Annotated in this window: 27 protein-coding genes; 17 read left to right on the top strand and 10 right to left on the bottom strand. The window is 31.8% G+C overall.

The window, feature by feature from the left end; genetic code table 11:
* Nucleotides 1-734 precede the first annotated feature (734 nt).
* The 5 genes from RR409_RS17720 to RR409_RS17740 all read left to right on the top strand — a co-directional run bounded on the left by RR409_RS17720 (nt 735) and on the right by RR409_RS17740 (nt 5,475).
* Entirely contained in the window at nt 735-2,453 is a 1,719-nt protein-coding gene (locus RR409_RS17720; protein ID WP_332559102.1) for a GH3 auxin-responsive promoter family protein, read from the top strand.
* A 148-nt stretch (nt 2,454-2,601) separates the two neighbouring features.
* On the top strand, nt 2,602-3,168 hold the full coding sequence (locus tag RR409_RS17725; protein ID WP_332559103.1) for a TetR/AcrR family transcriptional regulator: 567 nt from the start codon (nt 2,602-2,604) through the stop codon (nt 3,166-3,168).
* Between the two features lie 76 nt (nt 3,169-3,244).
* Nucleotides 3,245-3,934, top strand: coding sequence for a hypothetical protein (locus RR409_RS17730; protein WP_332559104.1), 690 nt, complete (start codon nt 3,245-3,247; stop codon nt 3,932-3,934).
* A 167-nt stretch (nt 3,935-4,101) separates the two neighbouring features.
* Nucleotides 4,102-4,470, top strand: a complete 369-nt coding sequence (locus RR409_RS17735; protein WP_332559105.1) for an HsmA family protein — start codon at nt 4,102-4,104, stop codon at nt 4,468-4,470.
* 240 nt (nt 4,471-4,710) lie between these two features.
* Entirely contained in the window at nt 4,711-5,475 is a 765-nt protein-coding gene (locus tag RR409_RS17740; RefSeq protein ID WP_332559106.1) for a class III extradiol ring-cleavage dioxygenase, read from the top strand.
* Nucleotides 5,476-5,873: 398 nt separating this feature from the next.
* On the opposite strand, the gene RR409_RS17745 is transcribed toward RR409_RS17740, so the two are convergent.
* The 3 genes from RR409_RS17745 to hcp form a co-directional block, all read right to left on the bottom strand.
* A complete protein-coding gene (locus RR409_RS17745; RefSeq protein ID WP_332559107.1) occupies nt 5,874-6,257 on the bottom strand; it encodes a hypothetical protein in 384 nt (127 codons plus the stop codon).
* A 367-nt stretch (nt 6,258-6,624) separates the two neighbouring features.
* Complete coding sequence (locus tag RR409_RS17750) at nt 6,625-8,502, bottom strand: S8 family peptidase (RefSeq protein WP_332559108.1); 1,878 nt, start codon at nt 8,500-8,502, stop codon at nt 6,625-6,627.
* A gap of 255 nt (nt 8,503-8,757) precedes the next feature.
* Nucleotides 8,758-10,413 (bottom strand): hydroxylamine reductase, encoded by a 1,656-nt coding sequence (gene hcp / locus RR409_RS17755; protein WP_332559109.1) that lies wholly within the window; start codon nt 10,411-10,413, stop codon nt 8,758-8,760.
* Nucleotides 10,414-11,100: 687 nt separating this feature from the next.
* On the opposite strand from hcp, the gene RR409_RS17760 reads away from it, so the two are divergent.
* From RR409_RS17760 to RR409_RS17790, 7 genes are all read left to right on the top strand, one after another.
* On the top strand, nt 11,101-12,984 hold the full coding sequence (locus RR409_RS17760) for a S8 family peptidase (protein WP_332559110.1): 1,884 nt from the start codon (nt 11,101-11,103) through the stop codon (nt 12,982-12,984).
* A gap of 567 nt (nt 12,985-13,551) precedes the next feature.
* Complete coding sequence (locus tag RR409_RS17765; RefSeq protein ID WP_332559111.1) at nt 13,552-13,818, top strand: hypothetical protein; 267 nt, start codon at nt 13,552-13,554, stop codon at nt 13,816-13,818.
* A 356-nt stretch (nt 13,819-14,174) separates the two neighbouring features.
* Nucleotides 14,175-14,591, top strand: coding sequence for a hypothetical protein (locus RR409_RS17770; RefSeq protein WP_332559112.1), 417 nt, complete (start codon nt 14,175-14,177; stop codon nt 14,589-14,591).
* 359 nt (nt 14,592-14,950) lie between these two features.
* Entirely contained in the window at nt 14,951-15,178 is a 228-nt protein-coding gene (locus RR409_RS17775) for a DUF6199 family natural product biosynthesis protein (protein ID WP_332559113.1), read from the top strand.
* 128 nt (nt 15,179-15,306) lie between these two features.
* Complete coding sequence (locus RR409_RS17780; protein ID WP_332559114.1) at nt 15,307-15,789, top strand: HD domain-containing protein; 483 nt, start codon at nt 15,307-15,309, stop codon at nt 15,787-15,789.
* A 244-nt stretch (nt 15,790-16,033) separates the two neighbouring features.
* Nucleotides 16,034-16,291, top strand: a complete 258-nt coding sequence (locus RR409_RS17785) for a hypothetical protein (protein ID WP_332559115.1) — start codon at nt 16,034-16,036, stop codon at nt 16,289-16,291.
* A 154-nt stretch (nt 16,292-16,445) separates the two neighbouring features.
* Nucleotides 16,446-16,949 (top strand): NUDIX domain-containing protein, encoded by a 504-nt coding sequence (locus tag RR409_RS17790; protein ID WP_332559116.1) that lies wholly within the window; start codon nt 16,446-16,448, stop codon nt 16,947-16,949.
* 368 nt (nt 16,950-17,317) lie between these two features.
* On the opposite strand, the gene RR409_RS17795 is transcribed toward RR409_RS17790, so the two are convergent.
* The 4 genes from RR409_RS17795 to RR409_RS17810 all read right to left on the bottom strand — a co-directional run bounded on the left by RR409_RS17795 (nt 17,318) and on the right by RR409_RS17810 (nt 19,412).
* Complete coding sequence (locus RR409_RS17795) at nt 17,318-17,734, bottom strand: OsmC family protein (protein WP_332559117.1); 417 nt, start codon at nt 17,732-17,734, stop codon at nt 17,318-17,320.
* A gap of 342 nt (nt 17,735-18,076) precedes the next feature.
* Nucleotides 18,077-18,493, bottom strand: a complete 417-nt coding sequence (locus RR409_RS17800) for a hypothetical protein (RefSeq protein WP_332559118.1) — start codon at nt 18,491-18,493, stop codon at nt 18,077-18,079.
* Between the two features lie 233 nt (nt 18,494-18,726).
* Nucleotides 18,727-19,071 (bottom strand): hypothetical protein, encoded by a 345-nt coding sequence (locus tag RR409_RS17805; protein ID WP_332559119.1) that lies wholly within the window; start codon nt 19,069-19,071, stop codon nt 18,727-18,729.
* Nucleotides 19,071-19,412 (bottom strand): hypothetical protein, encoded by a 342-nt coding sequence (locus RR409_RS17810; RefSeq protein ID WP_332559120.1) that lies wholly within the window; start codon nt 19,410-19,412, stop codon nt 19,071-19,073. Before RR409_RS17810 ends, RR409_RS17805 begins: the two co-directional genes overlap by 1 nt.
* Before the next feature lie 253 nt (nt 19,413-19,665).
* Between RR409_RS17810 and RR409_RS17815 the strand changes: the two genes are divergently transcribed.
* The 4 genes from RR409_RS17815 to RR409_RS17830 all read left to right on the top strand — a co-directional run bounded on the left by RR409_RS17815 (nt 19,666) and on the right by RR409_RS17830 (nt 23,068).
* Nucleotides 19,666-20,457: a hypothetical protein gene (locus tag RR409_RS17815; protein WP_332559121.1), complete on the top strand. Its 792-nt coding sequence runs from the start codon at nt 19,666-19,668 to the stop codon at nt 20,455-20,457.
* A gap of 287 nt (nt 20,458-20,744) precedes the next feature.
* Entirely contained in the window at nt 20,745-21,131 is a 387-nt protein-coding gene (locus RR409_RS17820) for a MarR family winged helix-turn-helix transcriptional regulator (RefSeq protein ID WP_332559122.1), read from the top strand.
* Nucleotides 21,132-21,232: 101 nt separating this feature from the next.
* A complete protein-coding gene (locus tag RR409_RS17825; protein WP_332559123.1) occupies nt 21,233-22,078 on the top strand; it encodes a (Fe-S)-binding protein in 846 nt (281 codons plus the stop codon).
* Between the two features lie 405 nt (nt 22,079-22,483).
* Nucleotides 22,484-23,068 carry a sugar O-acetyltransferase gene (locus RR409_RS17830; protein WP_332559124.1) on the top strand — a complete coding sequence of 195 codons (585 nt, stop codon included), beginning with the start codon at nt 22,484-22,486 and terminating at the stop codon, nt 23,066-23,068.
* A 92-nt stretch (nt 23,069-23,160) separates the two neighbouring features.
* Here RR409_RS17830 and RR409_RS17835 read toward each other — a convergent pair whose 3' ends face one another.
* A complete protein-coding gene (locus RR409_RS17835) occupies nt 23,161-23,964 on the bottom strand; it encodes a class I SAM-dependent methyltransferase (RefSeq protein ID WP_332559125.1) in 804 nt (267 codons plus the stop codon).
* Nucleotides 23,965-24,457: 493 nt separating this feature from the next.
* Here RR409_RS17835 and RR409_RS17840 point away from each other — a divergent pair, with 493 nt between their 5' ends.
* Complete coding sequence (locus RR409_RS17840; protein ID WP_332559126.1) at nt 24,458-24,841, top strand: spore coat protein; 384 nt, start codon at nt 24,458-24,460, stop codon at nt 24,839-24,841.
* Between the two features lie 292 nt (nt 24,842-25,133).
* Here RR409_RS17840 and RR409_RS17845 read toward each other — a convergent pair whose 3' ends face one another.
* Nucleotides 25,134-25,385, bottom strand: coding sequence for a kinase to dihydroxyacetone kinase (locus RR409_RS17845; RefSeq protein WP_332559127.1), 252 nt, complete (start codon nt 25,383-25,385; stop codon nt 25,134-25,136).
* A gap of 335 nt (nt 25,386-25,720) precedes the next feature.
* Nucleotides 25,721-26,263: a hypothetical protein gene (locus RR409_RS17850; RefSeq protein ID WP_332559128.1), complete on the bottom strand. Its 543-nt coding sequence runs from the start codon at nt 26,261-26,263 to the stop codon at nt 25,721-25,723.
* Nucleotides 26,264-26,362: the final 99 nt, after the last annotated feature.

Genomic DNA, 26,362 nt, shown 5'->3' on the forward strand with positions numbered 1-26,362 from the left:
AGAAGCTGAATATAAAGAACAACTTAACAAGATAAAATAAGTAACATAGGATAAATAGCAAAAGGTTAAAATAGCAAAATATAATTTAGGGCCCCCTTCAAGCACTGAGGAATTTATCCCAGTGCTTTTTTATTGTTTAGGGCACTAGTTGTGATAGATTTTCCAATTGTTAAGAATATTATCACCAGGTTAATTCGGTTATAAGGGTGTTAAATGGGGTTAAAAATAGTGCCATTTTCACAATAAGCTTTCCTTAAATGATAAAATTTCAGTGTAATCAATTTGCAACGAGGGATTATGCACTTTAAACTTTCATGTGGTTATGTTTTCAAATCAGTATCATAGTAAATGCCTTGTGGGGTAGTATATGTAAAAGAAGGAAGGTTAAGTGGGGTTACCATCTGTAAAAGTGCAGAGAGGTAAGGATAAAAATGTATGAAAAAATCACGAGGTGTTTAAGTAAAAAATTGCTTAGATATCTCTTTTTTATATTTATCCTAAAATTTATTGAAGTAGAGCATAGATATCTTTAAATAATAAGATAACCAACTGTTGACTATTAATTAATAGTAGAATATAATATGAACATGGTTCATGGAATAGTTGTATTAAAACTATTCTATATTTTTTACAATTCAGTGAACAATGTTCATTTGGAAGTGAAATATATTTGTGAACTATATAAAAGGGTTAGAATTCAAATAAAAAATATAGATAAACTGGGGGATCATAGAATGAATATGATGCAGTGGCTTGTAAAATTATCTTTTATACAAATTTCTAAAAAGTATTATAATAGCTTTCAAAGAGATCTAGAAAAAGCTGGTGAAATTAATAGAGATGTTTTAAGAGAAATATTGAGTACAAATAAAAAAAGTGAATATGGGAGTAAATATAATTTTGAAAGTTTAAATGGAGTAGAAGCTTACAAAAAAGTAGTTCCAATAACCGATTATTGTGATTATGAAAAATATATTGAGAGAAGTGCTAAAGGAGAGAAGAATATATTAACTAGCGATTCGGTAGAGTTTTTTGCTTTAAGTTCAGGCACAACTGGTAGCCAAAAACTTATCCCAGTTACGAAAGCTTCTAGAGCAAGTGCTAATGGATATATGAACTTTCTTAATCAAGGCTTCATTCACAATGCTATCCCTGAAGCAAAAAAAGGAGGCAAAGGGTTATTTCTAGTGAGCATGCCAAAACCAACAATGATAACATCAGGAGGAATCCCTGCTGGAGCAGGCACTTCAGAAGGAATTAAGGCTGCAAAGCATATTTTACCATACATGTGGGTTTCTCCTATTGAAGTATTGGAAATTCCGAAGCAAGAAACAGCAAACTACCTTCATGCATTGTTTGCTCTTAAAGATAGGAATCTTTCATATATTGCTTCCCCTTTTCCTTCGAATATTGTTCAGCTATTTGGAGTTATAGAAGAAAATTGGCAGCAGCTTGTAAAGGATATTGCCACTGGAACTATCAATAAAAATCTTAAGCTGAAACCAAAAACTAGAGCTATATTAGAGAAAAAGCTAAAGCCAAATGTGAAAAGAGCCACAGAACTTGAAAAAGAGTTGTCAAAGGGAATGGAGGGAGTAGTCAGCAGGATTTGGCCTAAAATTAATTATGTAAGTTGTGTAGCAGGTGGGGCTTTTAGTATTTATGTTGAAAAACTTAGATATTTTATAGGTAACCTTCCTATTTTCTCATCAGTTTATGCCGCATCAGAGGCTCTCATTGGTATGGCTGTGAAGCCAGATGATGTAACATATGTAGTTACACCAAGAACAGCTTTCTTTGAGTTTATTCCATTAAATAAATCGGATTCACATAATCCTGATACCTTATGTTTGGACGAGCTTAAAATTGGGGAAAGTTATGAGATTATAATCACTAATTTTTCAGGGTTTTACCGATATCGTATAGGTGATGTAGTTAAGGTGGTTGACTACTATGGTAAGAGTCCAGTTATTGAATTTTTGCATAGAAAAGGGCAACTCCTTAACTTGGTAGCGGAAAAGACAACAGAATCAGCAGTGCATCATTCCATTATGACCTCAATAGAAAAATGGGGTGTAGAGCTTGTTGACTACACAGCAATGCTAGATCTAAGTGAAACTGTAGGTTGTTATAAATTTTATGTGGAAGTAAATAATCCTGGAGAGTTTATGCAGGAAATAGAAATGAAAAGAGTAATTTTGGAGGAAGCCATTAGAGACGCAAATCCCACATACAAGGTAGCACAAAAGGCTGGACGTATTGCCCCTTTAAAGCTAGAGGCGGTAGCATCTGAAACCTTCCTAGAAGTAAAGAATCAGTTAATTAAAAAGGGAGCTTCAATTAATCAGGTAAAAGTTCCTAGAGTAATGAGTGATGAAAGTCTAATTTCTATACTAGACCAGGGCAGTGAAGACTTAAGGAAGGTTTATAAGAGGCAGTTATCTATTTATTAAAAGATAGCCCGTATTTATTTTGCCGAAGTTATATGATGAGAAAGCTAGAGAAAATATTATATATTACACAGAGTAAAACAATATATTGACAATATAGGATAACTGTCATACAATGAAAATGAACAATGTTCACGAGGTGATTCGAAAGATGTCTATTAATAATATAAATTATAAAGAAAGAATATTATCATCAGCCAAAGAAATTGCTTTAAGAGAAGGTATGACAAAAATTGATATTCGCTCTGTTGCAAAAAATTGTGGTATTGCTTCTGGCACAGTATATAACTACTTTCCTTCAAAGGGAGATCTACTTGCTTCAGTTATTCAGGACTTTTGGGAGGATGCCTTTCAAAATATTGACTGGAGAAGCTTTGCTCATAATGACTTTTATACCAATCTGGAGAAAATATACAATATCCTTAATGAATACCTCAATAAATTCAAAGAAAACTGGTTAGAGGAGCTTTCCCTTTTAAAAACTCATGAAAAACAGCTTGGAAGACAAAAACAAAACGAGTATTTCAAGATAATCAGCAATAGGATTATAACTATGATGGATATGGATCACATTGTAAGAAATTATCCTTGGAGTGAAGAAATTTCAAAAGAAAAGATGGCAGAGTTTATTTTTGACAATATGTTGATAAAGCTTCGTAAGGGTGAAAGGGATATAAATTTCTTTATTATGGTTATGAAAAAAATATTATCATATTAAGAATCATGCTTAAGGTATGATTTTTAATATGAACGAACATGAACATTGTTCACGAAAATTATGGAGGGGGTTTAACATGCGAGCAATTATGGAAGTTCTGTTTAATTCAATTTATCTAGTTGGTGTCATTACAATTGGATTAATTATGGTAATGAAGAGTGACAAAAATAAGCAGTTTAAATTATTTGGATTAATGGCGGTTTTACTTGGAGCAGGAGATGCATTTCATCTACTTCCAAGATCATATGCGCTGCTTACAACTGGATTGGAGGCAAATGCTGCTGCACTTGGAGTGGGAAAACTTATAACCTCCGTTACTATGACGGTATTTTATATTATACTCTATCATATTTGGAGGATACGTTATCAAGTTGAAGGACGTAATGGACTCACTGTTTCAATATATACGCTAAGCATTATCCGTATTGCATTGTGCTTTTTTCCGCAGAATGAATGGCTTAACTATTATGCACCTGTGTCCTGGGGGATTTACAGAAACATTCCCTTCGCAATTATGGGCATAATCATTATCTTTATTTTCTATTCTGAAGTAAGAAAGCATAATGACAACAATTTTAAGTTTATGTGGCTGGCAATTACCTTATCCTTTGCCCTATACGCACCAGTAGTACTCTGGTCTGATACAATTAGCTGGATAGGAATTTTGATGATACCAAAGACTCTTGCATATGTTTGGGTTGTTATTATGGGGTACAAGGAATTAAGGGCTAATAAGAAAAAAAGTACGCAAAACTTGGTTGAATAAATTGATGTTTAAATTATAGGCTAATTAACAATAATCTAAGGTTTTATAAGTTTGTTCATATCTTATATAGATATGATTTTTAAATACCACTCTATGAACATGGTTCATAGAATTATTATGTATTAATAACTTGAATTTAAATTTAGAAAAAGATGGAGGAATATTTTATGTTAATATATGCAATAGTAACAATTACATTGGCTCTTGTATTCTACACTGTAGGTGTATGGGGTGAAAAAATCCAAGGAAAATTGAAGAAATGGCATTTAGCTGTGTTTTATTTAGGATTAGTATTCGATACTACAGGAACTGCAATTATGAGTAACATTGCAACTGGTGGCTTCAAGCTGAATTTTCATGGCATTACAGGGTTACTTGCAATTATTTTGATGCTTTTCCACGCACTTTGGGCAACTGTGGTATTAGTTAAGAATGATGAAAAAGCTAAAGCTAACTTCCACAAGTTAAGTATTGTTGTTTGGATTATATGGCTAGTACCATTTATTTCAGGTGCTATATTCGGTATGGCAAGATAATAAAAGTAGAAGCAGAGGGCGTATTAATATAAAACCCTCTGTTTTTTCATTGTAAACCATAGTAGTTCTATCTTCTTGATTTTATAAAAGTAGCATGTAACTAGAAGAATTTGAAAATTGTATTCCCAAACTTGAAGGGGGTGCAATTTTTTTTATTATTTGGATAACATTTGAGCAAACTACATGTATACTAATATATATAATGCTACTTAATAATTTACTATAAAAGGATGTGAAATAATGATTTCTTCAATATTTGTATGTCACGGTGCACCAACACTTGCAGTAGAAAAAAATGAATACACTGATTTTCTTAAGGACTTAGGCAAAAAATTAACTCCTAAGGCCATAGTCATATTTACAGCACATTGGGAAAGTGAAATTACAACAATTTCATCCATAGATGGCACTTATGATATGATATATGATTTTTCAGGCTTTCCAAAAGAATTATATTCTATAAAATACCCTGCTAAGGGTTCCGTAGAAGTAGCTTCTAAGCTGCAATCCATGTTAGGGAATAAAGGAATTGAAAGTAGGCTGGATGAAAGTAGAGGACTGGATCATGGGTCTTGGGATGTTCTTTATTTAATGTATCCAAAGGCTGAAATTCCTGTTGTTCAAGTATCCATTAACCCTGAATTAGCAATGGAGAAACTATACGAAATAGGAAGAGCTATAAAGGAGCTTGGAAATGAAGATATTTTGGTAATAGGGTCTGGTTCAACAGTGCATAATCTTGCAACAGTTAACTGGAATTCAGAAAAAGCAGAAGAATGGGCAGTAGAGTTTGACGGCTGGCTTATAGAAGAGGTAGAAAATAATGATAAGGAAGCACTGTTTAATTATAGACAGTTAGCACCACATGCAAAACACGCTGTGCCTCGTGAAGAACATATAGCTCCTTTATTTATAGCTATGGGAAGCGGTAATAAAGATAAGCAGAAGCTTTTACACCAAAGCTATGCATATGGAACTTTAAGTTATATATGTTTTGAGTTTTAAAAATGTAATATAATCAAACAGTTACTGAGGAAAAGAACCCATGCATCTAACAAACCTAAGACATTTTAATCAGTGGCTTTATCACAAATGATGATAAAAATTTCAAAGTTATTTAAAGAAAGATGTTAATATTAGTATATGGTTAAGTCAGCAGATAAGAAAAGGGTAAGCTCTCAAAGGAAAGCTTACCCTTAGTCAATAAGATTTATTAGATGATGTATGGAATTGTATTTCAAATTTATAGTTAACATTATAAGAATTAAGTAACTGTGAAAATAGTTATATCCATTAGTTTTGGGAGGGTAATATCTATTATATTCTTAATAACTTACAATTTATCTTAAGTATTAGCTCTACTGATATTTAGGCTACCTTGGATTAAAGCTTTCACTGGCATATTAATCCTTTAATTCATATTGCGCTAGTAAGTCTCGAAGTTCATTATTGCGGGTTGTTAATGAAGAAAAATTGGGAGAATTTATATCATCAATCATATCATCAACCATTTCAAATACTTTAATTATATAGTTTCTAACTACGTAATGCATATTTGTTAACTCCATGGACTTATTTTTAACATCTAATTTAGTGGTTATTTCTTTAAGATTATCAGATATATCATTCATTTGCACAAAAGGAAAGAAATCAACGTTACTATTAGTTTCAATATTTGAGGATAGGTTTTGATTTATACCTTCACATACAACTTTTAATCTAGTTATGTGGACATTAAGCCTTTCGTAATTATCATCTAGCACCTGGGAAAAAGACATTTTGTTCATAACAAACCTCCATAAAATAATAAGTATAATTCTCACATCTTAGGATAGCCGTATTTGAGAAATCATAAAATGAAGAAAAGTAGTGGAATTATTGACTTCATTAGTGAAAGTTTACTTTATTCATTCTCAAAAGACTTAAGGGAACCAATGTAGGTCCATGTATAAGTTAAGTCTTGACTTTGATTCCTATATTTAAAAAGAGCACGCGTCCACAGTCAGACTTACGTGCCCTAAGATGAAAATAAAAGACCTTACAAAGGTAATATTAGCTAATAATAAAAAAGTATACTTTTAAATAATAAAAAACAGGAAGAATTTTAGCATATCCTTTAATAAAATACTCATGGAAAGGTTTATGATAATATAGTCAAAGTTTCAACCTATTAAATAGTTCCATGGGGATGTTAATATATAAATAGTTACGCTTTATATCTCTTTCATTAATTGCTTCACTGGCTTGTTGAAGAGTTGAACTCAACAAATAAAAACTCAGCTTACCAAAGCCCCATTCAATATTTGGATAAGACTTACCAGGATCTTTAACTGTTGAACTAATTAATATACTTCTTAATTGTGAGGAATATATATACCCAATATTTCCTTCAGTTACCCACCACTGTAGGATTAAAGCTACTGCTCCTGATAATATAGCACCAGCCATTGCCCCTCCAGTTCCAAGGATTAATGTATCATTTAATCCTGTGGTTAGTAGGTTAAAGCCACCAATAGTGACAATGGGCTCAAGTGATGCTCTAAAAGGAAACCCTTTTCCAGACCTCTGAGCTACAGTGTTATTAATTTGATTGTAATAAGAGGTTGACATTATATTACTAGCTCCACAAGGCGTTAGTAAAGTAGTCCTGGGGTCAGGACTTAAAAACTGGGTGCCTTCATATAAAAGATCAGATTGAGGTATCCAAGCATTGTATGATCCATTTATAATATCTACTCCCAAAAGGCTTATTTTCCAAATACCTTCCTCAGTATTTGTAAGCAGCAGATCTATCATCAAATTACCTGAGATTGTCTCTGTTATTGAATATTCAAGGCTTATGTTATTTTCTTCTATACTAAAGTACTTTAAGTGTTCAATTTGAGAAGTGTCTGGAATGTTAGTTAAGGTATTGCCATTAGGAGATGTTATACTTATAGATACAATATCCTGGCTCCTTATATAAATTTGCATATTAATCATACTTTGTAGTGGAGCTACATTTAAAAGAATATCACTAGATCTACCTGTTCCTTCAATAATTCCACTAGTATGAGTGATTCCTGTACCTTGATTGCCAGTGTCCATAGCTATATTAATATCTCTTACAACCACTAAGTTATCAATATATCTTTCGAGTACAGTATCCCCATTTCGTCCTCCAAAATTAGTTCCCAGGGATAAATACACCACCATGGGCTTTTTAAGCTCTGCCTGCAATTCAGCTAAGTATCTGATTGCTGAGGCCACATCTGTAGTTTGGTATACATTACTAACATCCTTCACCACACCTGCAAACCTCAAGGGTGATTCTTGTGCTTCTGCGAGCTTTACCACTGCAAATTGGCATTTTGGCGCAATGCTGCTTAATATGTCATCTTCTCCTAAGCTTCCTCCTATAATTCCTGCTATTGCAGTACCATACCCCACTTCATCTCTATGAGGCACTATAGCATAAGGCGAATTTCCTAACTGCTTAGTTTTAATGGCATTATTTATATTCTCGTTTCTAAACTCTGTGCCATAGGGATAAATAAAAGGAGAAGGGCCTATCCTTAAGGTTTGATCCCAGATGGCTACAATTCTGCTTTCCCCTTTTTCATTTATAAACCTTGGATTTAGATAATCTATACCAGTGCCAATAATTCCAACAATAACACCTTCACCATTATATGGAATGTTTTTCTCGTAAAAAGCAGATTTTTTGCTTATATCTGTATCAACTATGAGCTCAGAAAGTGTATAAATACCATTTGGTTGTACGCTTATTATCTCTGGAACGTTTTCTAGTAAAGTATTTAGCATTCCATTTCTTACAAATAAGATTGTATAGAATTTGTCAGTAGCATATATATCAGCATAGTCTATTTTAGAAATAGCTGTACGTATGTCACCAACATATTCCATAAAGTAAACCTCATAATCTTTACTAAAATAATAGTTTCTAAATTCTTCATCTGTTAAAGTCTTTAAACTTTCAGTGCTAGACTCTCTAGGCACTCCCTCATAATATATGGATTTATTAAATTTCATATCTTACCTTCCAATAATTCATCAATCTACTTTAGTATATTAGCTTTTAGTAGAATAAGTTCTAGGAAGATGTTCTTACATAGTACTATTATTTGCTTTTAGGAATAATTCTATAGTGATAACCTTACGAGAAACCACTTCAATATTCAAATAAAATATAACCCTCTGCATTTTTGCAGAGGGTTAAGTGTTACTTTATTCTACAGTATCTCAGTAGATAGTGTATACTACTGATACTGAAATATTTTTATCTTATTAATTAGCTTTGTTTAAAGAATTTTTTAAATCTTCTTCTGCAGTGCTTATTGGTTTAATTCCAAAAGTGTCCACTAAGAATTGTAACACATTTGGAGTTACAAAAGCAGGTAGTGTTGGTCCTAAATACATTCCCTTTACTCCAAGATATAATAAAGCTAAAAGATCAGCAACTGCCTTTTGCTCATACCATGAAAGTACTATAGTTAACGGTAATGAATTTACATCTGTTTCAAAGGCATCAGCAAGAGCTAATGCAATTCTTACAGCTGAGTATGCATCATTACATTGACCCACATCTAGTAATCTTGGTAATCCTGCTACTGTTCCAAAATCTAGTTTATTGAATCTGTATTTACCACAAGCTAAAGTTAAAATAACACAATCATTAGGAACCTTTTCTGCAAATTCAGTGTAATAGTTTCTACCTGGTTTCGCGCCGTCACAACCACCAATTAAGAAGAAGTGTCTTAGCTTACCTTCTTTCACTGCATCTATAATTGCGCCTGCATGGCTCAAAGTCGCCTTATGACCAAAGCCAACTAGGATTTCTTTAACTTCTTCATTGTTTTCAAAACCGCCTAGTTCTAAGGCTTTGTTTATTATTTCAGAGAAATCTTTATGTCCATTTTCATCTTTAGTTATGTGTTTTACATTATCCCAGCCAACTACACTTGTTGAGAAAATTCTATCTCTGTAAGAATCTTTTGGCTTCATCATACAGTTTGTTGTCATTAAGATACATCCTGGTATGCCATCAAATTCCTTTTGTTGGTTTTGCCATGCACTTCCGAAATTACCAACTAAATGAGGGTATTTATTAAGTTCTGGATAACCATGTGAAGGTAACATTTCTCCATGAGTATAAATGTTTATTCCTTTGCCTTCAGTTTGCTGTAGTAGCATTTCTAAATCTCTTAAGTCATGACCAGAAACTATTATAAAAGGTCCTTTTTTAGTATTTACATTTACCTTAGTTGGTGAAGGGGAGTTGTATTTTTCATTATTACCCTTATCAAGAACTTCCATAACCTTAACACTTTTCTCTCCAGTTTCTAATAAAACCGCAATTAAATCTTGAAGAGTTAAGCTGTTGTCAGTAAGTGTTTCTAATGCTTTAAAGTAGAACTCGTCCACTTCTTCGCTGCTGTAATTTATAAATCTTGCTTGGTGAGCATATGCTGCTATACCTTTTAAGCCGTATTTAATAGTTTCTCTTACAGAACGAATATCTGCATCTAACTCCTGGTTGTACATAATCCCAGCTCTTTTAGCATCATTTAGAATTTCTTCTTTAGTGCTGCTTAAGTTGTATAATGCTTCCTCTCTATCTACATTTTCTTCGTGAGTTTTAGTTCTTAACTCTTCTTTTATTACTTGAGATTTTTCAAGAGCTTTAATATGAGCCTCTGGATCAAAGTTTACGTTAGTTAAAGTCATAAATAATGAGTCTTCAACGAAGGAAATTATTGGCTTAGAAATCTTTTCTCCCTTTCCAATAAGTTTCATTGCGTAAGAGCTAATGCCCTTTAATTGATAAATTAGCAAGTCCTGCATAGCAGCAATTTCTGGTGTTTTTCCGCAGACACCAACCTTAGTGCAGCCTTTTCCACCTGCTGTTTGCTCACATTGATAACAAAACATTAAATTTTCCATGTATTGCCCCTCCTTAAAAATAGAACTATTACTTATTTATTGTCACTGTGATAGCTTTATACCATCTACAAAATAAGAGTGTTTTAAACACTATTTTACATATTTTTTCAAATATTTACAATACTTTATAAAAATATTCTGATAAATTATCTAAAAATCTTATGTGAGAAATTCTCAAACATAGGTTTTGTATTTTGCTTTTCTAGTTCAAAAAGCTATAATGTGAATTTACCTCCATGTCAGTATATGTGAATGTTTGGAAGCTTAGAATTTAACATTAGAATGAGAGGTTAAATATATAGTGAAATAACTTCAAAACTTGAACATTTTCAAAAGAAGTGGTTTCTCCATATAGGCATCCTCAGTGAAATTTTAACTAGTTCATCTTCAAAAGTCTTAAGGAAACCAGGGTAGACTCTTGTATAAATTAAGTTTTTACTCTGATTCCTATAATTAGAAGCAGATTAATAGGTTATAGAGTGAGGCTTTAGAAGCCTATCAATGGAAAGTAGAACTCAGATATAAGAAAATCAATTATATTATCTTGTTTTATAAGAAGTTACAATAAAAATAGGTCAAAAACAGCTCAGTGGAATAATATATTAATGATACATTATTAAAGTAAAGTGATTTTGAATAACTTTCCGGATTTCATAAAATAAATGGGGTAGGAGGAGGGATGAGATTTTGATAAGCTGTGATGATAACATTTGTAATACATTTCATAGAGAAGTAGAAGATACAAGTACAGGTAAATTATTATCTTTAGAGGAGGCTATGGAGTTATATTTTAGTGATGAATATGAAACATATTTTGTTGAATATACAGGTGATTTTATTAGGGAGATAAATGCTACAGACTATGCGCGAGGCTTCTTTATAAATGCCTTTTTTGGAATATTGTATGTTAAAAAGGAAAGGTTAAGTGAGGTTTTAAGTAAGTTTCCTGAGATAACAAATATTGAGAGAAGTTATCCTTATATATTGCTAAATTTAGAGGAGAGTAATGAACCACCTGATTTAAAGGCGATAACCAAAGGAAATATTCCTTTAGATGGTGAAGGGGTGGTAGTTGGTATAATTGGAACTGGCATAGATTATTTAAACCCAAGGTTCATGGATGAGAATGGAAAAACTCGGATTATTTCTATTTGGGATCAAACTTTAACACAGGGTCCTATACCTGAAAACTTCTTTAATGGAACAGAATACACTAGGGAAGATATAGATAGGGCAATATTAGCGAAGAATTTGGGAAAAGATCCTTATGAAATAGTAAACCATAAAGATGAAGTTGGTTATGGCACTGCCATAGCTAATATAGTTGGAGGAGGACAATCTCTTAATAATGATGATGTTGTTAGTGTTGCACCAAAGTGTGAATTTATTATTGTGAAACTTCCGCAATCAAGAATGGTAAGTAGAGCACATTGGGGACTAGAAGATTATAGCGGACTCCTTTATGATAGTGTGGATATAGCAGCTTCAGGAAGGTACTTAAGTGAAATGCAGCAAAAATTAAATAAGCCTGTAGTTATGTTTTTATCTATAGGAACTAATCTTGGAGCACATGATGGAAGTACTATGGGAGAAAGATATGTGGATTTTTTTGCAAGAAGAAACTTTTCAATGGTGACAAGTACAGGAAATCAAGGTGGTAGTCCTATATGTTTCAAAAGCGTCTTTGCAGATAATGAAGTTGAAAAAGTAATAAACATAAATGTAGATGAAAATCAAAAAAATATATTTTTCTCAATTTACTATTCTATCCCTGATAGAGTGTCAGTAAGCATAACACCACCTTTAGGAGAAACTAGAACTAACATTCCCATTGAGTTCATTAATGGAGAAGAAGTCAGTGTTATGATAGGAGAAAGTTTAGTTTATGTTCAGTATTTTATAGAAGGGAAAATCACGGGAGACCAAAGATTTGATTTTGTGATAAGAAATGCTGTAGGTGGGGTTTGGAAACTAAATCTCACAAAAGATTATTCTATTTATGGAACATTAAATATGTGGCTCCAGCAAAAGGAATTCTCTGTAGGTGACACAGGAATTATGAATTCTACTACTCTTACAACCTTAATGACACCCGGAACCGCAAATAATATAATAGTTACTTCTTCTTATGATCAAATTGAAAATATTATCAGGGAAGAGTCAGGTAGGGGCTTTAGTTCAGATAATCGAATAATTCCTTCAGTTGCACTACCAGCCAAAAATATACTAACAGTAGGACTAAACAATAAACCAATGGTGGTGAGTGGCTCGGCAGCATCAGGAGCGATTTTGACTGGAGTTGTTGCCTTGCTTTATCAATGGGCAATAGTACAAGGGAATGACTTAAGTATGTATGCACCCAAGATAAAGAGCTACCTAATACAAGGAACTACAAGAGAACAGGATAAGGTTTACCCCAATCCAGAAACTGGGTTTGGTGTTTTAAATATTGAGAATTTATTTCGAAAATTAACAAATAGACAAAAGGAAATTTGTCCTTCCAATAATAAAGAAAAGTCATATCTTTACATTAATATACCAGAGAAGATTTTCCAAGGATTAAAGTTCTAAGTATGGAAAATATAAATTTCAAAGCAAAACACTACCCTTCAAATGACTTTAATAAAAAAATAAGTAGTGCTATTTAAATGCACTACTTATTTTTGAAGGTTTGGGCAGGATTTTTAAATTATAGGAGTCTTACAAACAATATCAAGGTATATATTGTATGAATAAATAGCTCCAGGAAAAGGCAAGACCCTTCAACCTATTGGTTAACAGCCCTGTGCTCCACCGCTTTGCTACCGCGGAATATTAAGTTATTTCACTACAAGAATATTATGGCTTATATTTTTTAAACTATGCACTAAGTAATCATAAAGTTTCAACTATTAAATAAAAATAAGTTTCAGTAATGTTGAAAAACATTGGACAAGTTAAAAAAACAGTTAAGTAACTTTTGCATATATATGAAATCTAACCTAAATAGTGAAGGTATCTTATTCATTTTTGAAAGCAATCAAGCATTTTCTTCAAAGTTATAAATTTATTCTAAAGTTAAAAAAATATCAACATTATTGTAACGCTTGTCTACATATTGGAATAGGATATAGTACAGACAATTGCGAGGGGAATTTAATGTTTGATGATTATGGAACTAACAATGCTAATACCGAGAGATATCCACATGAAAGTTGTCCTCAATTACCAGGAACTATATTAAGAATTAATTTTCCAGCAGGGACTACAACAAGCTTGTTAAATCTAATAGAGTTAACTTCTTCAGGTGGAATATGTTTAATACTTAGAATACCACTACTAGGTGGCAACGGTAATCTTGATTTAGCAGGATTATTAAATACAATTAACAAGCAGGCGGAACAGTACAATTCAATTAGAAAATAATTAGGAATATGATATAGAAGGGCTGACCCAAAATTTTATTTTGGGTAGCCTTTTTTTATGGTAAGAAGAGAAAACTGAAATTTAATAACCTTTCAGTGATAATAAGTACAGAGTTTGTGGGGAAGAGTTCACTGAGCTTTCACGACACTGTTGGGTGAAAGTTTTATGAAATTTGTAAGAATTATATTGTGGAGATTGAAAGGGGAGGATGGGAACTTTAGGCTTAGGTGAGGGGGCAATAAGGATTTATTTATTAGAAAATCATAAAGTATGAAAATGTCAATTAATTACTTCATATTTATAAAAGGTATCAATATATTTTTATAGAATATATTTTATGGAGAGGGGATGAGTTTATGAAAGCATCAACTAAAGAGAGAGGTATGTTACTGGCAATAGCAATTGTGTTCTTGGCAGTAATAATTTTTGGGGGATATTTCTTATTTGGACCTAAAAAAGCAGGTTCCATGATAACGGGTCCTATAAGAGTAATTGATAAAAACAATGAGGAAGCTATTAGTACAATGATAAGAAGAAAGGATAGGTATGTCTTCAAATTAGAAGAAAACGGCAAGCAATATATAGAAACCCATGTACCTGATAATCTTGGACAAGGGATATATGATGTAAGTAAATATGGCATTGATAAAAGTGAGTTTGATAAGTTAGAATTTGCCAAGGATTATTTTTTCAACGTTAGGTTTTATGAAGCTGATAACTTTAGTACTGGAATAGTAAAAATGGTATATACTGAGGATCCAGCAAGAAGATAAGACTTATATAAGGTTACTTAATAGGGAAGATGTAAGCAAATCATAAATTTATGTAAGATATAAGAAAAAAGAGCCTCACAGGTGACTAAAGTCACTTCTGGGGCTTTATTAATGTATATTAAAAATATTAAATCTGTATTCTTATTAATTCCACCTCTTTGTTAGAATTACAAAATATTGCACAAGGTAGCAGATGTTCTTAAAATATACGGTTGAAGTTAGTTTAAAAATGATGAAGTAAATATATGAAAATATATAAAAATATGGTAAATAACGGTATAATTTATATATCAGTTACTTTGCAAGGATAAAATAAGATGATTAGATTTGTTTAATGTATTACAAAAGGGGTGGGAGTCATGCCAAAAGGGATTACGATAATTCCTATGATTATTTTAGGGTTTATATTTCTACAAGGACTATTAAATGTCATTAATCCAAAGCTTCTATGGAAGATATTTGAAAGTTGGAAAGCCACGAAAGAGCCAACTAGTGGTTACTTTTTATGTCGAAGGGCATTTGGTATTGTGTCAATGTTAATAGTTATCGGGATATTTCTATTTCCATACGTAATGAGTAAACAATAGTACAATCAGAAGCCAAATTCATGTGACAAGTTTTGGCTACTACGAAAAATTTATAGATAAAGAATTTTTTAGTTGTGCCCTAGAGCAATTTGTTCCGAAGTAAATATTTATTATAGTGGCGAGGTGAAATGATTTTGAATAGAATTGAAATCTTAAGAAAATATATTGATGAAATACTTTTGAATATGACAGATGTTGAAGAAAGAAGATGTGCTTATTTACATTTATATGGCGTTGCTCAATCTTGTGCATTAATTGCACTAAAGCGTGGTGAAAATGCTGAACTTGCAACAATGGCAGGTATGCTTCATGACATATATTCATATGCTAAAATGGACACAAAAGAGCATGCACATAAAGGCGCTATTTTGGCAAGAGAAATATTGACATCATTGCATATAACAAATGATGATGAAACTAAAATGATTTGCGATGCTATTTATGCCCACAGTGAAAAAGAAGTCGTACATTCTGATTTTAATGAAGTTTTAATAGATGCTGATGTATTTCAACACTGCTTGTACAATCCCACATTTGAAATTATGGCTCATGAAAAGAATAGGTACGAAAAACTTAAACTTGAATTTGGACTTGCGTACTATGAAGATTGAATCTAAAGGGAGTGACTATGCTGAAAATCTTATTCAAGCATAGTTTTTTCTTTGTAAAGATTCTTTAAATCCTCTGTAAGAATTCAGCTTAACCTTAGAGAAAAGCCATTAGTAGATCAATCACAAACTTAAGGTGCCTTAATAGCAAAATACCCAACTATTGACATTGTTTAAACTTATGATAAAATTACAATATGAGAACATATGTTTGATAAACCGTAATTTAATTTTTGGTGGTGATTTTATGAAGGTTGTTGCAAAACCAATTTCAATGGTAGCTTGGTTTGATACTAAGGGTGTACCGCATCCAGTGAGATTTAAGATTGAGGAAGAGCAGGAAGTGGTTATAAAGGTTGGTAGGGTTATGACTCAAGAGAAGGAGAAGCTGGCAGGGAATCTAATGTTAATTTTTAACTGTCAGAGCGTTATCAATGGAGTAGAAAGGCCATATCAATTGAAGTATGAATTGAGCACCTGTAGATGGATTTTATTCAAAATCTAGGATTTAAATCTAAGGCTTAAGGGGGAGAATTTATGGGAAATAAAGGGGTTAAAAAGCATCTTGAGTGCTAGAGGTTATATGACATAAGTTTGTGCTTATAAAAATTACTATATTTTAGATAGATTGATTATTATAATAGGGGGATTGGGGAAGTATGGATATAAACTATTGTCAAGTTTGGGGTGAAAAATTAACACTTAAACAGATAGGTGATGAGGGGATGATTCCTTTCTGTGAAACATGCCAAAAACCGTACTTTAAGTCACCAGCTCCATGTGTTTTAGTTGTGGTTCTAAATGAATATAATGAAGTTGTATTATTGAAACAAGATTATGTATCAAAAACACATTGGGGATTAATTGCTGGATTTATTACAGAAGGGGAAAATGCAGAAGATACAGTAATACGTGAAGTGAAAGAAGAGACAGGTCTTAATGTAGAATCATATAAATATATATCAAGTTTTCATCATTCTAATCATAATTTGCTTATGTTAGGATATGTAGCTCACGTTCAGAAAGCTGAATTTATTAAATCATGTGAAGTTGATGAGATTAATTGGTTTTCGATTAATGATGCCAAGTTAAAGCTTAGAGAAGGTAGTATAGGTAAGAAACTATTTGAAGCCACAATGAGTCTGTTTGAAGACTTGGTATAATGTCTTTATTGCAGCAGCAATATGATGGCCACTATTTAATACATTATTAAAAATCATTTACAGTACACACTTCCTAAGTTTCCATGGATTATTTCATAGAATTCATATGAAATCTCATTTTAAACACACATTTCAAAGCATTATAAAACAAAATTTCATAATAAATATTACTTCACTATAAATATATGCAATTGTAAGAAGTTTTAAGGGTATAAAAAGGGGTAGATTTTTGACAAAACCCCTCAAACCCGCATAAACACTATATATTGTTATGTTTTTATATTTATTTAAATATATATTTTTAAAAATATAAGAACTGGCTCTTGCCATAAAAAATAAGGCCTAAGCTGATCTTTGTTAACTATTTTTTATTGGCATATTAGCTTATATTCATAGCTAATATCAACATTACTTTTTACCATGTTCCAAACAGGACATAAAGATTCTTCCATCAGTTTTATAGTATTTTCAATCTCATCAGTCCTTACGTCCTTAGATGCAAGTTCAAATACTAAATGTATACTTTTAAAATATGTGGGAGTGGTTGCTCTTCTTTCACCTGAAGCAATTACTTTCAATTCAGTTACATCCTTACTCATCTTCCTAAGTAATAAAGCTAAGGTCATGCCACTGCAGGTTGCCAGGCTCATAAGAAATAGTTCAAGTGGAGTATACCCATCTCCATCCACAGAATCAATAATTATCTCATGATTATAACGTGATACTCCAGAAAATTTTACTTTATCATTTATCAAATCTGCTGTTACTGTCAAATTATTGTTCACAATAAAACCTCCTAAAAATTTTTGGATTATTTAAGGATATTCCATAATTTACTACTATTTTACACTATGCATTGCTAATTCCATAAGGTATTTTAAATTATTTCATTACAACTAACATAATAAATAGAAATAATCTTATTTCTTGACAGCCTATTGGTTAGTTTTTAAAGGACATTATTCATACTCTATATTTAAAAAATTTCCCCACCTTTTTTTTGTATTGCGAATCAAAAATACCGTAAAATTCACTGCTGAATAATACGGTATTTAAACTCATATTACTTGATAATATGAGTTTAACCCTAATGCTTCTTTGCCTTTTAACTTAATTATAACGTAGGCTTACTTCGCAGAATTAAGCTTTGCATTTTTTAAATAAGTTTCGAGATCTACAAATTTTCCGTCAGCATATTCTAAATATGGCTTTCCTGTTTTTACATCAATGCAAACACGTGAATCACTCTCTTTACCATCTTTTCCCCAACTAAATTGATAGTACTCCAATTCGTTTATTTTAGTCTTACTCAAATATTTATATTGCATATCAGCTCCAAATGATTTACTAGCGATCTTTAAAGCTTCATCAGACGTTAGTTCTTTATTATTCTTAGATTTATCGATTTGGGTTTCACTCCCCTTATCATTTCCAACATTGTTATTATCGTTTATTGTACCTTGTGTTGACTTCCCTACACTACATCCTGTGAATAATATAAAGACTATGCTACAAACCCAAAACACTTTAATTAATTTTCTCACTTTAAACTCCAACTCCTTATAGTAATTATTAGTAAATCTATCATTTAAGATATTATCGCTAATGATAAATTTACCACTATAAGTATATCACTTACACACACGTTTATGTATTTTTTTGCAATTCATGTAAATAGTATCCAATACCGTATTATTAACTTTTCAAAGAACATTACATTATATTTGAGTAGTTACTTCGTAATATTCTTCAATGAATCCACTCTTTGAATTATGACTTAATCACCTATTTTTAAATGCTTAATAACCTTATATCTACCACCAATTAAACCTTCAAAATCATCTTCTTCAAAAGGACTACAGTCTTTGTAATCTTCATGCAATTCCCATTGTCTAAACCATCTTCTTGAGTGCTCTCCAAATACTTTGTTATGTCCTAAATCATTGTATACTGTCCATTCCTTTTCTTGATAAGAGTATTCTGGATGCTCTTTTATCAATGCTTCGATATTATATTTATCTTTTAAACGATTTTCTCCAACTTTCCAAAGTTTAATTTTATTATTTTTTAATATTACTGAGGCCACTATAACATGTGGCCATGTATCACTCCAATGAGCCATTAATCTTCATCCTCCACTTCTATAGCATCATTCCAGTTAAGTACAGCTCCACAGTTATAACAAAACTTGGCTAAGTTTTCTTCATCTAACTCCTGATTATCAAAGACTTCTCCACATCTTGAGCACTTGTAGAACTCTTCATCAGTTCCATAATCATCTATCACAACTTTAGATATAAAATTTAATCCAAGTCTTTCACTTACTTCAGTAAGCACAAACTTAATATCATTTTTATCTGAGATATCAAAGTCTTCATCCTCATGTCCTATTACAATTGAACCGCCTTTTTCTGTGTTCTCCCAATGTGGTTCTGTTTTTGTATTTGTATCTCTTCCACCCAAATGAAAAGATACCTCTATCAACTATTACTTGTTTCATTCTAAATCCCCCTTAACATGTGACGTACTTTATTCATCAAGTGAAGTAAGTAAAACTTACTTGGTTTTTGATTTTAAGGATATTGCAAACTAAACTTAAAAATTCATGTTAGGTTTTTAATATCGAAGGATTTTTTTAACTGTTATAGAATATAGTTACAAAGAGATAACTGTAAATATGGTGAACTATATAATGAATAAGATAGGGGGAAGTTGATTGGTTGCTATTTGGTTATTATTTGGATTCATTTTTGGCTTATGGGCTTCAGTGGATGCAGCTCAACGAGGAAAATCAGGAATTTTAGTGTTTCTTATGCTTATTACTCTTAGTCCTGTAGGGTTAATAATATGGCTTATATTTAGAGATAAAACTAATACTAATGATAGTAATGGCACAGTAAAAGGAAGATATATGAGAAAAGTCCTCATGGTAGCTTTAGTGATAGTGTTACTAATGAGTAATTTCTTCTTTGTAAATAGAAGTATAAAATTTGAGAGGGTTTATAAAGCCAGTGCTAGATGGGAAATAAATAATATCATGTCTAACATAAATCAAGTGGAACCTATATTGAGTAAGGGGCTTGTAGATTTAGACTTTAATAAAGGTTATGGCTTAGAAAATATGACCACCATAGTAAGGTTATTAAATGACATAAGGCTCAGTTATCATAGGTATGAGTCTTTTTATTTAACCAATAAAGAAAGAAGAAATAACACCGGTAATTTTTATTCAAATCTTATATTTATCGAAGAAGGGTTAAGTATATACTCAGGAATTGCTTACAGTTACTGCAAGAGGGCTGACTTTACTAATGATATTAACTTAAAAACCTTATTAAAGGAACTTAAGGAATTTATGGTGGTTTTAAATGTGAGAGATTCAATAATGGATCAGAAGGATAGTGATTCAGAGGCAATTAAGAGTTTTAATTCTAGAAATGGTAATAATGAAAAGTTAAAGGAATTCCTAAAAAACTCAGAGTTATTGCCAGTTTTCAATGTTGAATAATAGGATTATTGTTTAAGAAGCTACAAAATAAATACATTTTGGAAGCTTCAAATCTGTGAGCTTCTATATGTGGAAGCTCTTTAAATTTGTTAAGACTAAATCTGCGCCCTGTGTTGTTAAACCAAAGCAGCCTGCTGCGACTTTAATAATAGATAAATGAAAATATATTGACAAAAAAGCAATGAAGAAGTAACATCTAATAGTGTAGATACACTAAAACAAAAGAAGGTGTTAATATAAATAGAAAGATATATACCAAAAAGCCGTCTCCTTGTAATTGTCTTAATATGAGAAGGGCATCTCAATCAGTCACTGAAGTTTATGATGAATTTCTTGCACCAAGTAATTTGAAGATTGGTCAGTTTTCATTACTTAAACATATAAATCAGTTAGCACCAGTAAGTGTTAGTGACCTAGCTGGAATTATGAGATTAGATAGAACTACTCTTGTGAGAAACCTTAAACCTTTAGAAAATAGTGGGCTCATAGAGGATATATCAATAGAAGGAGCTAGAAATAGACAACTTAAATTAACTCAACTAGGAATTAAAGCCTATGAATATGCAGAAGAGCTTTGGGAAAAGGCACAAAATTTTTTAGAAGAATATTTGGGTAAAGATAATTTGGATACTTTCACAGAAGTGTTATCTAAAATTGAGGCTTTAGTGCCTTAATTTTTTTAAATCTTAACGTGTATGTACACGATTTATGATGAGGTTAAGAATATTAAGATATACAGTAAATAAGTACAAGTAAATTATTGTGGAGGTCTATAATGGAAAATTTAATAAAAGAAGAAATCAAAAGATATTTTAAGGAAAGCAAGGAAAATTGGTTCGAGGAAATCAGTGACACGTATTTTGAAGAGCCTATTATAAAATTTGCAGATACAGAGGATCCTTTATTCAAAGAGTATAAAACAATAATTGGAGAACATCACCTTACTCCCAAGGAAGCATTTGAATTAGCTTTTGAAGAAGGCAGTTATAAGGGGGGAACAGTAATAAGTGTTGTACTTCCTATAAATGAAAAGACTAGAAAAAGTAATAGGACACAAAATGAATTAGCATCAAAAGAATGGACATTAACTCGTACTTTTGGAGATGAAATATTCACTAGGGGCTTTTCAACACATTTAGTAAATTATTTAAATGAAATGGGATATAGAAGCATTGCACCTCACCATTCTGAATGGTTTAAAATTCAAAGAGATAATTCAGGGCCAACATCAAATTGGTCAGAGCGCCATACAGCTTATGTTGCTGGTCTGGGAACTTTTTCTATAAATGATGCCTTTATTACTGAAAAGGGAATAGCAGTAAAGTTGATTTCAGTTGTAACTGAGTTAAAACTTACACCAGATGTAAGGCTTGCTAAAAGTCATAATGAAAATTGTTTGTTATGCAGTGAAGGGATTTGTGGAGCTTGCATTAAGCGATGCCCTGTTAACGCTATAACCAAGGATGGTCACGATAAAATAAAATGTTATAAGTATGTTTATGGAGAAGAATCAAGTAAATTAGCGCAATCCTATGGCGCAAGTCCAAAGGCAGGTTCTGGATGTGGCTTATGTCAAACTGGAGTGCCTTGTGAAGGGAAAAATCCAATTAAAAATCATTAGATTGAAGTAATATAGGGAAGATGTGTAAAATGAAAAATGTATAGGAAGTTTTATGTAATGAAGTTGAGATGTTCTTCTTATTAATAAGCTTTATTATATTAGCCCAATACCGCAATTAACAATTCTAATTTAAAATTAGATAACAAAAAACAAGCCACTAAGAAAAATATCCAAGGAACTATTAAGCATCAGGATACTTTTCGCGGTGGCTTTTTTTACATTCATCTTAAATTTTGGCTATGCTTTAAATGAATGTTGAGTTTTGATATACTTTTAAGAATGTAATATTATAATTAGAGTATAAATTAACTGTAATTTATTACATAATTGTGGGTAATGGTACAGGAATAGAAATATTTCATTTGATTACTATTTTAACGAGCATTTAATAAGGAGAATAATATTATGAATTTTTTAGAAAAAATGAAAACAACTAAACCATATATATCTAAATATGATGACATGGATCCCACTTTAAAAACAAAGGCAAGTAATTTGCTATGGGAGTTTAATAATGCAAGACCAGATGAGAATGAAAGAAAGCAGGAAATTTTAAGAGAACTTTTTGGTTCAAGTACACCTATGACTTTTATAGAGCCAACTTTTCGATGTGACTACGGTTTCAATATTCACTTTAGTGGAATGGTAGTTATCAATTATAATTGTGTCATGTTGGATACTTCACCAATTCATGTTGGGAAAAATGTGTTTATTGGACCAGGGACATGCCTTTCATGTGCAGGTCATGCTATTGACTCAAAGCAAAGGGCTGAAGGTATAGGAAATTCAAAACCAATTGTTATTAAAGATGATGTTTGGATAGGTGCAAATTGTACTGTTTGCGGAGGTGTAACTATTGGCGAAGGAAGCATAATTGGAGCAGGAAGCGTTGTAACAAAAAATATTCCAGCAGGTGTCATTGCAGTAGGTAACCCGTGTAAGGTATTACGAGAAATTACAGAAGATGACAAGTGGAATTTGTGTGAATAATTTTAATGAAAGGTGAATTAAGGGAAGTCAAAAATCACTTCCCTTAAAAATTTATTTCTATACCATTAGTTTGCTAGAGAACTAAACTTACTTCATTTTTTTCTGCAAATTAGCAAACCATGATTACTTAGTCCCATGGTGCTTTTATCTTTGCAGTTTTTTATTACATAGCTTAAATAAGCGTCATATTGCTCCTCACTTAATTCGTCTATATCACTTCTCAAGAGGGTACCTATGCCATCTGTAGATACATGGTCAATAATCTCAACCTCATGAAACTCTGTTAAAAAGGATTCCATTTCCATTGGTGATGTAAAATAAGCTACTGTAAAGAAACAGTTTTCTCCACCATCATTATGAGTGCCTGTATTCATGATGTCATCTACAAAATCTTTTGTGAAAAACTCCTTCTGGTTTGCCAGTACTCCATGAATGATGTAATGCTTGTTTATATAAGAGATTGCTAGAAGACCACCTGGTTTTAAAACTCTGATACACTCCTGAATGCATTTTATTCTATGTTCTTTTTCTTTAAAGTGATACATTGGTCCAAGGCAATTTACAACGTCAAAGGCTTCACCTTCATATATGCTTAAATCCACTGCATCTACCACTTCAGCGCACAGATTTATATTACTGTGTTTCTCCTTCAATTTTTGTTTCATAATCTCCACATGCTTTGGAGACAGATCAGTTGCCACCACATGATTTCCTCTTTCAGCATAATAAAAGGAATATACTCCAGTGCCTGCACCAAGCTCCAAAATTCTGTTATGTGGTTTAATATGCTGATTTAAAATAGTTATGGTGACATAAAATTCTGTTTTCCTGGCCTTATCTGTGGTAATCCTTTTTTCCTCGTCATAGCTCTCGTAAAAATCTATAACAGCTTTCATGAATTTCACTTCCTCCAATCAGTTAATATTTTTAATTCTTGTCTTAAAAAAGTAATGATAAATATCTCATATTGAGTCTCAAAAACCTATAATTAAGTTTTGGCCAATAAGAAAATTTTAACATGTATTACATTTTATTGCACAATATTCTAGATTTATTGGGTAAATTCTAATTTCTGATACTGTATTATTCCGTTTTTTAAAAATCCCTGTTCATTATTTAGATTTCAAAGTTATGTGGCCTTTTGAATTGCAAAAATAAAAATACTGTAAAATCCAATTTGAATAATACGTCATTTAAAGAAATTACTCGTCTTAATAGTAAGTGACTAAATAAGAATATCACCAGTTTCAGCTAACTTCTAAACATAGTAATTTCTAAAAATATTCTTTTTCTGTTTAAAAGTAGCACCCTTATAGCAATAATACATATTCTATTATTAGAGATAGGACAAGCTTCTTATCTTAAATAAAAAAATAGGTGATAAATATGATGTTTACAACAGAATCTCTATCTCAAATTGCTAATAATGTAGCAACTCAAAACAACCCTATAACAATTGGAGCAGCTTGTGTTGCTGAATTAGCACCTAATGCCTTTGTTTTGCTTGTTGAAATAGAAGTACAAGTTCCAGGACCAGATATTGAAGAAGTGTTAATAATAAGATTAACACCAGCTCAAGCAGCAGTATTAATACCACAAGTTGGGCGTTGTAGAATAGTAGACCAATTTCCAACTCCAACAACTGGAAGAGAAGTAAATCTTATTTGCGGATTTGCATTTGGTGAAAATATATTCTTAGTATTTGAAGTTGAAACCAACACAACAGATGAGCTTGTTTTAGTTAGAGTTCCTTCATGCCCAATTGTTGGATAAAACTAACAAACTGAGTTTTGTGGATGAACTATAATATTGAGTAGCACAATTTCTATAAAAAGAAAAATAATCTATAGTATGATATAAGGGGTCAGTGCACTGGATAAAACTCAGTGTACTGACTCTATTTTAAATTTTTGAATTACGACGAAAAAAATACCGTAAAATTCATTTCTAAATAATACGGCATTTATAAAAGTTATTCGATTTTATAGCTTAGTGGTTAAATAAGAAGGGTATCATGTAACTTAATCCATTATTATTTAAATAAATTGGACTTTATATTTACTATTTATCCTTTCAGACCATTAGATTGTCGTTCCATATTTTCTATAACAATATCATGAATATCGCCTAATGAAGCACAATATTCAATCACTTTCCATGGAATATTTGTGTGAAAATGTATTTTTATCAGTTCTTCATCTCCGACTGCAAGTAAACAATCACCCTCAATGTTTTTTGTAATATAGTCATTTATTTTATCTTCCGAAAGATTTTCGCCCTCAATTAATAACTGTGTATCAAATTTGTATTCAAGCATAAGTATTCTCCTTTTCTATTTTACAAATTCATTTTTATATATTAGTTAAGTAAAATCTAATGCACAATAATTTATAATTTGTGTTAACTTATAAGAAAGTTTAGCATATTTACCTCTTTATTGCATTAATTTTCAATATACATAAGAGAACTTTTGTTTTTTACACCACATTATTCACACTTCAAAGATTATCGTTTATTATTCAGATTTTAAAGTCACGTGGCTTTTATTTAAATTACCACGTAAAAATACCGCAAAATTCGTTCATGAATAATACGGCATTGCAATAAGTTATTCGATTTTATTTCTTAGTAGTTAAATAATAAGATAAGTAATCAGTTATTTGATAAAAACATAAGATGGTCATCAGGATTCCAAGCATGATCCTGACTAGCATGGTATCCACGCACCCACAGTACACCATCGATTCGTCTCAAATAAAAGCCTTCCAGAAGGTCCTCATCTTGGGTGAGTCTTTCAGATACTATTGTGATAGAACCATATGGAGCTTGATGCTGAAAGGCGGGTTTTCCTAAATAACCTTCGGGCTGGTCTAGATACTGTAGTCTCATATGGGGACCTAATTCGAGAGGACATAGATTTAAACCAACCTTCCTCGCTCTTTCTATGATTTGGGTCATAGTGGCTCCATCAGGAAAGCCCAGGTCACGAGCAGTGAGCTCAACTGTTTTCACACTGAAAGTGAAATCAGAGGTAGTAAAATTATCATTATGGAAAAGCTTCTCTGCATACTCATTCATCATAATGGAGTGTTCTTGTAACTTCTGCATAAGCTGTGATTTCGTAAGTCCGCCAATGGTAATATCTCTGATAATAGTTGGACAATACGGGTAAAGTTTCTCATTTTCCATATTCATTATTATCCTCCCTTATAATGATAAATTGGCTAATTAGATATATACTATTTAGTTTTTATTGGTACATAATAATCCATTTGCTCATAGCCCATGGCCTTG

It is taken from the genome of Clostridium sp., from assembly GCF_036642255.1.
Taxonomy (GTDB): domain Bacteria; phylum Bacillota; class Clostridia; order Clostridiales; family Clostridiaceae; genus Clostridium_J.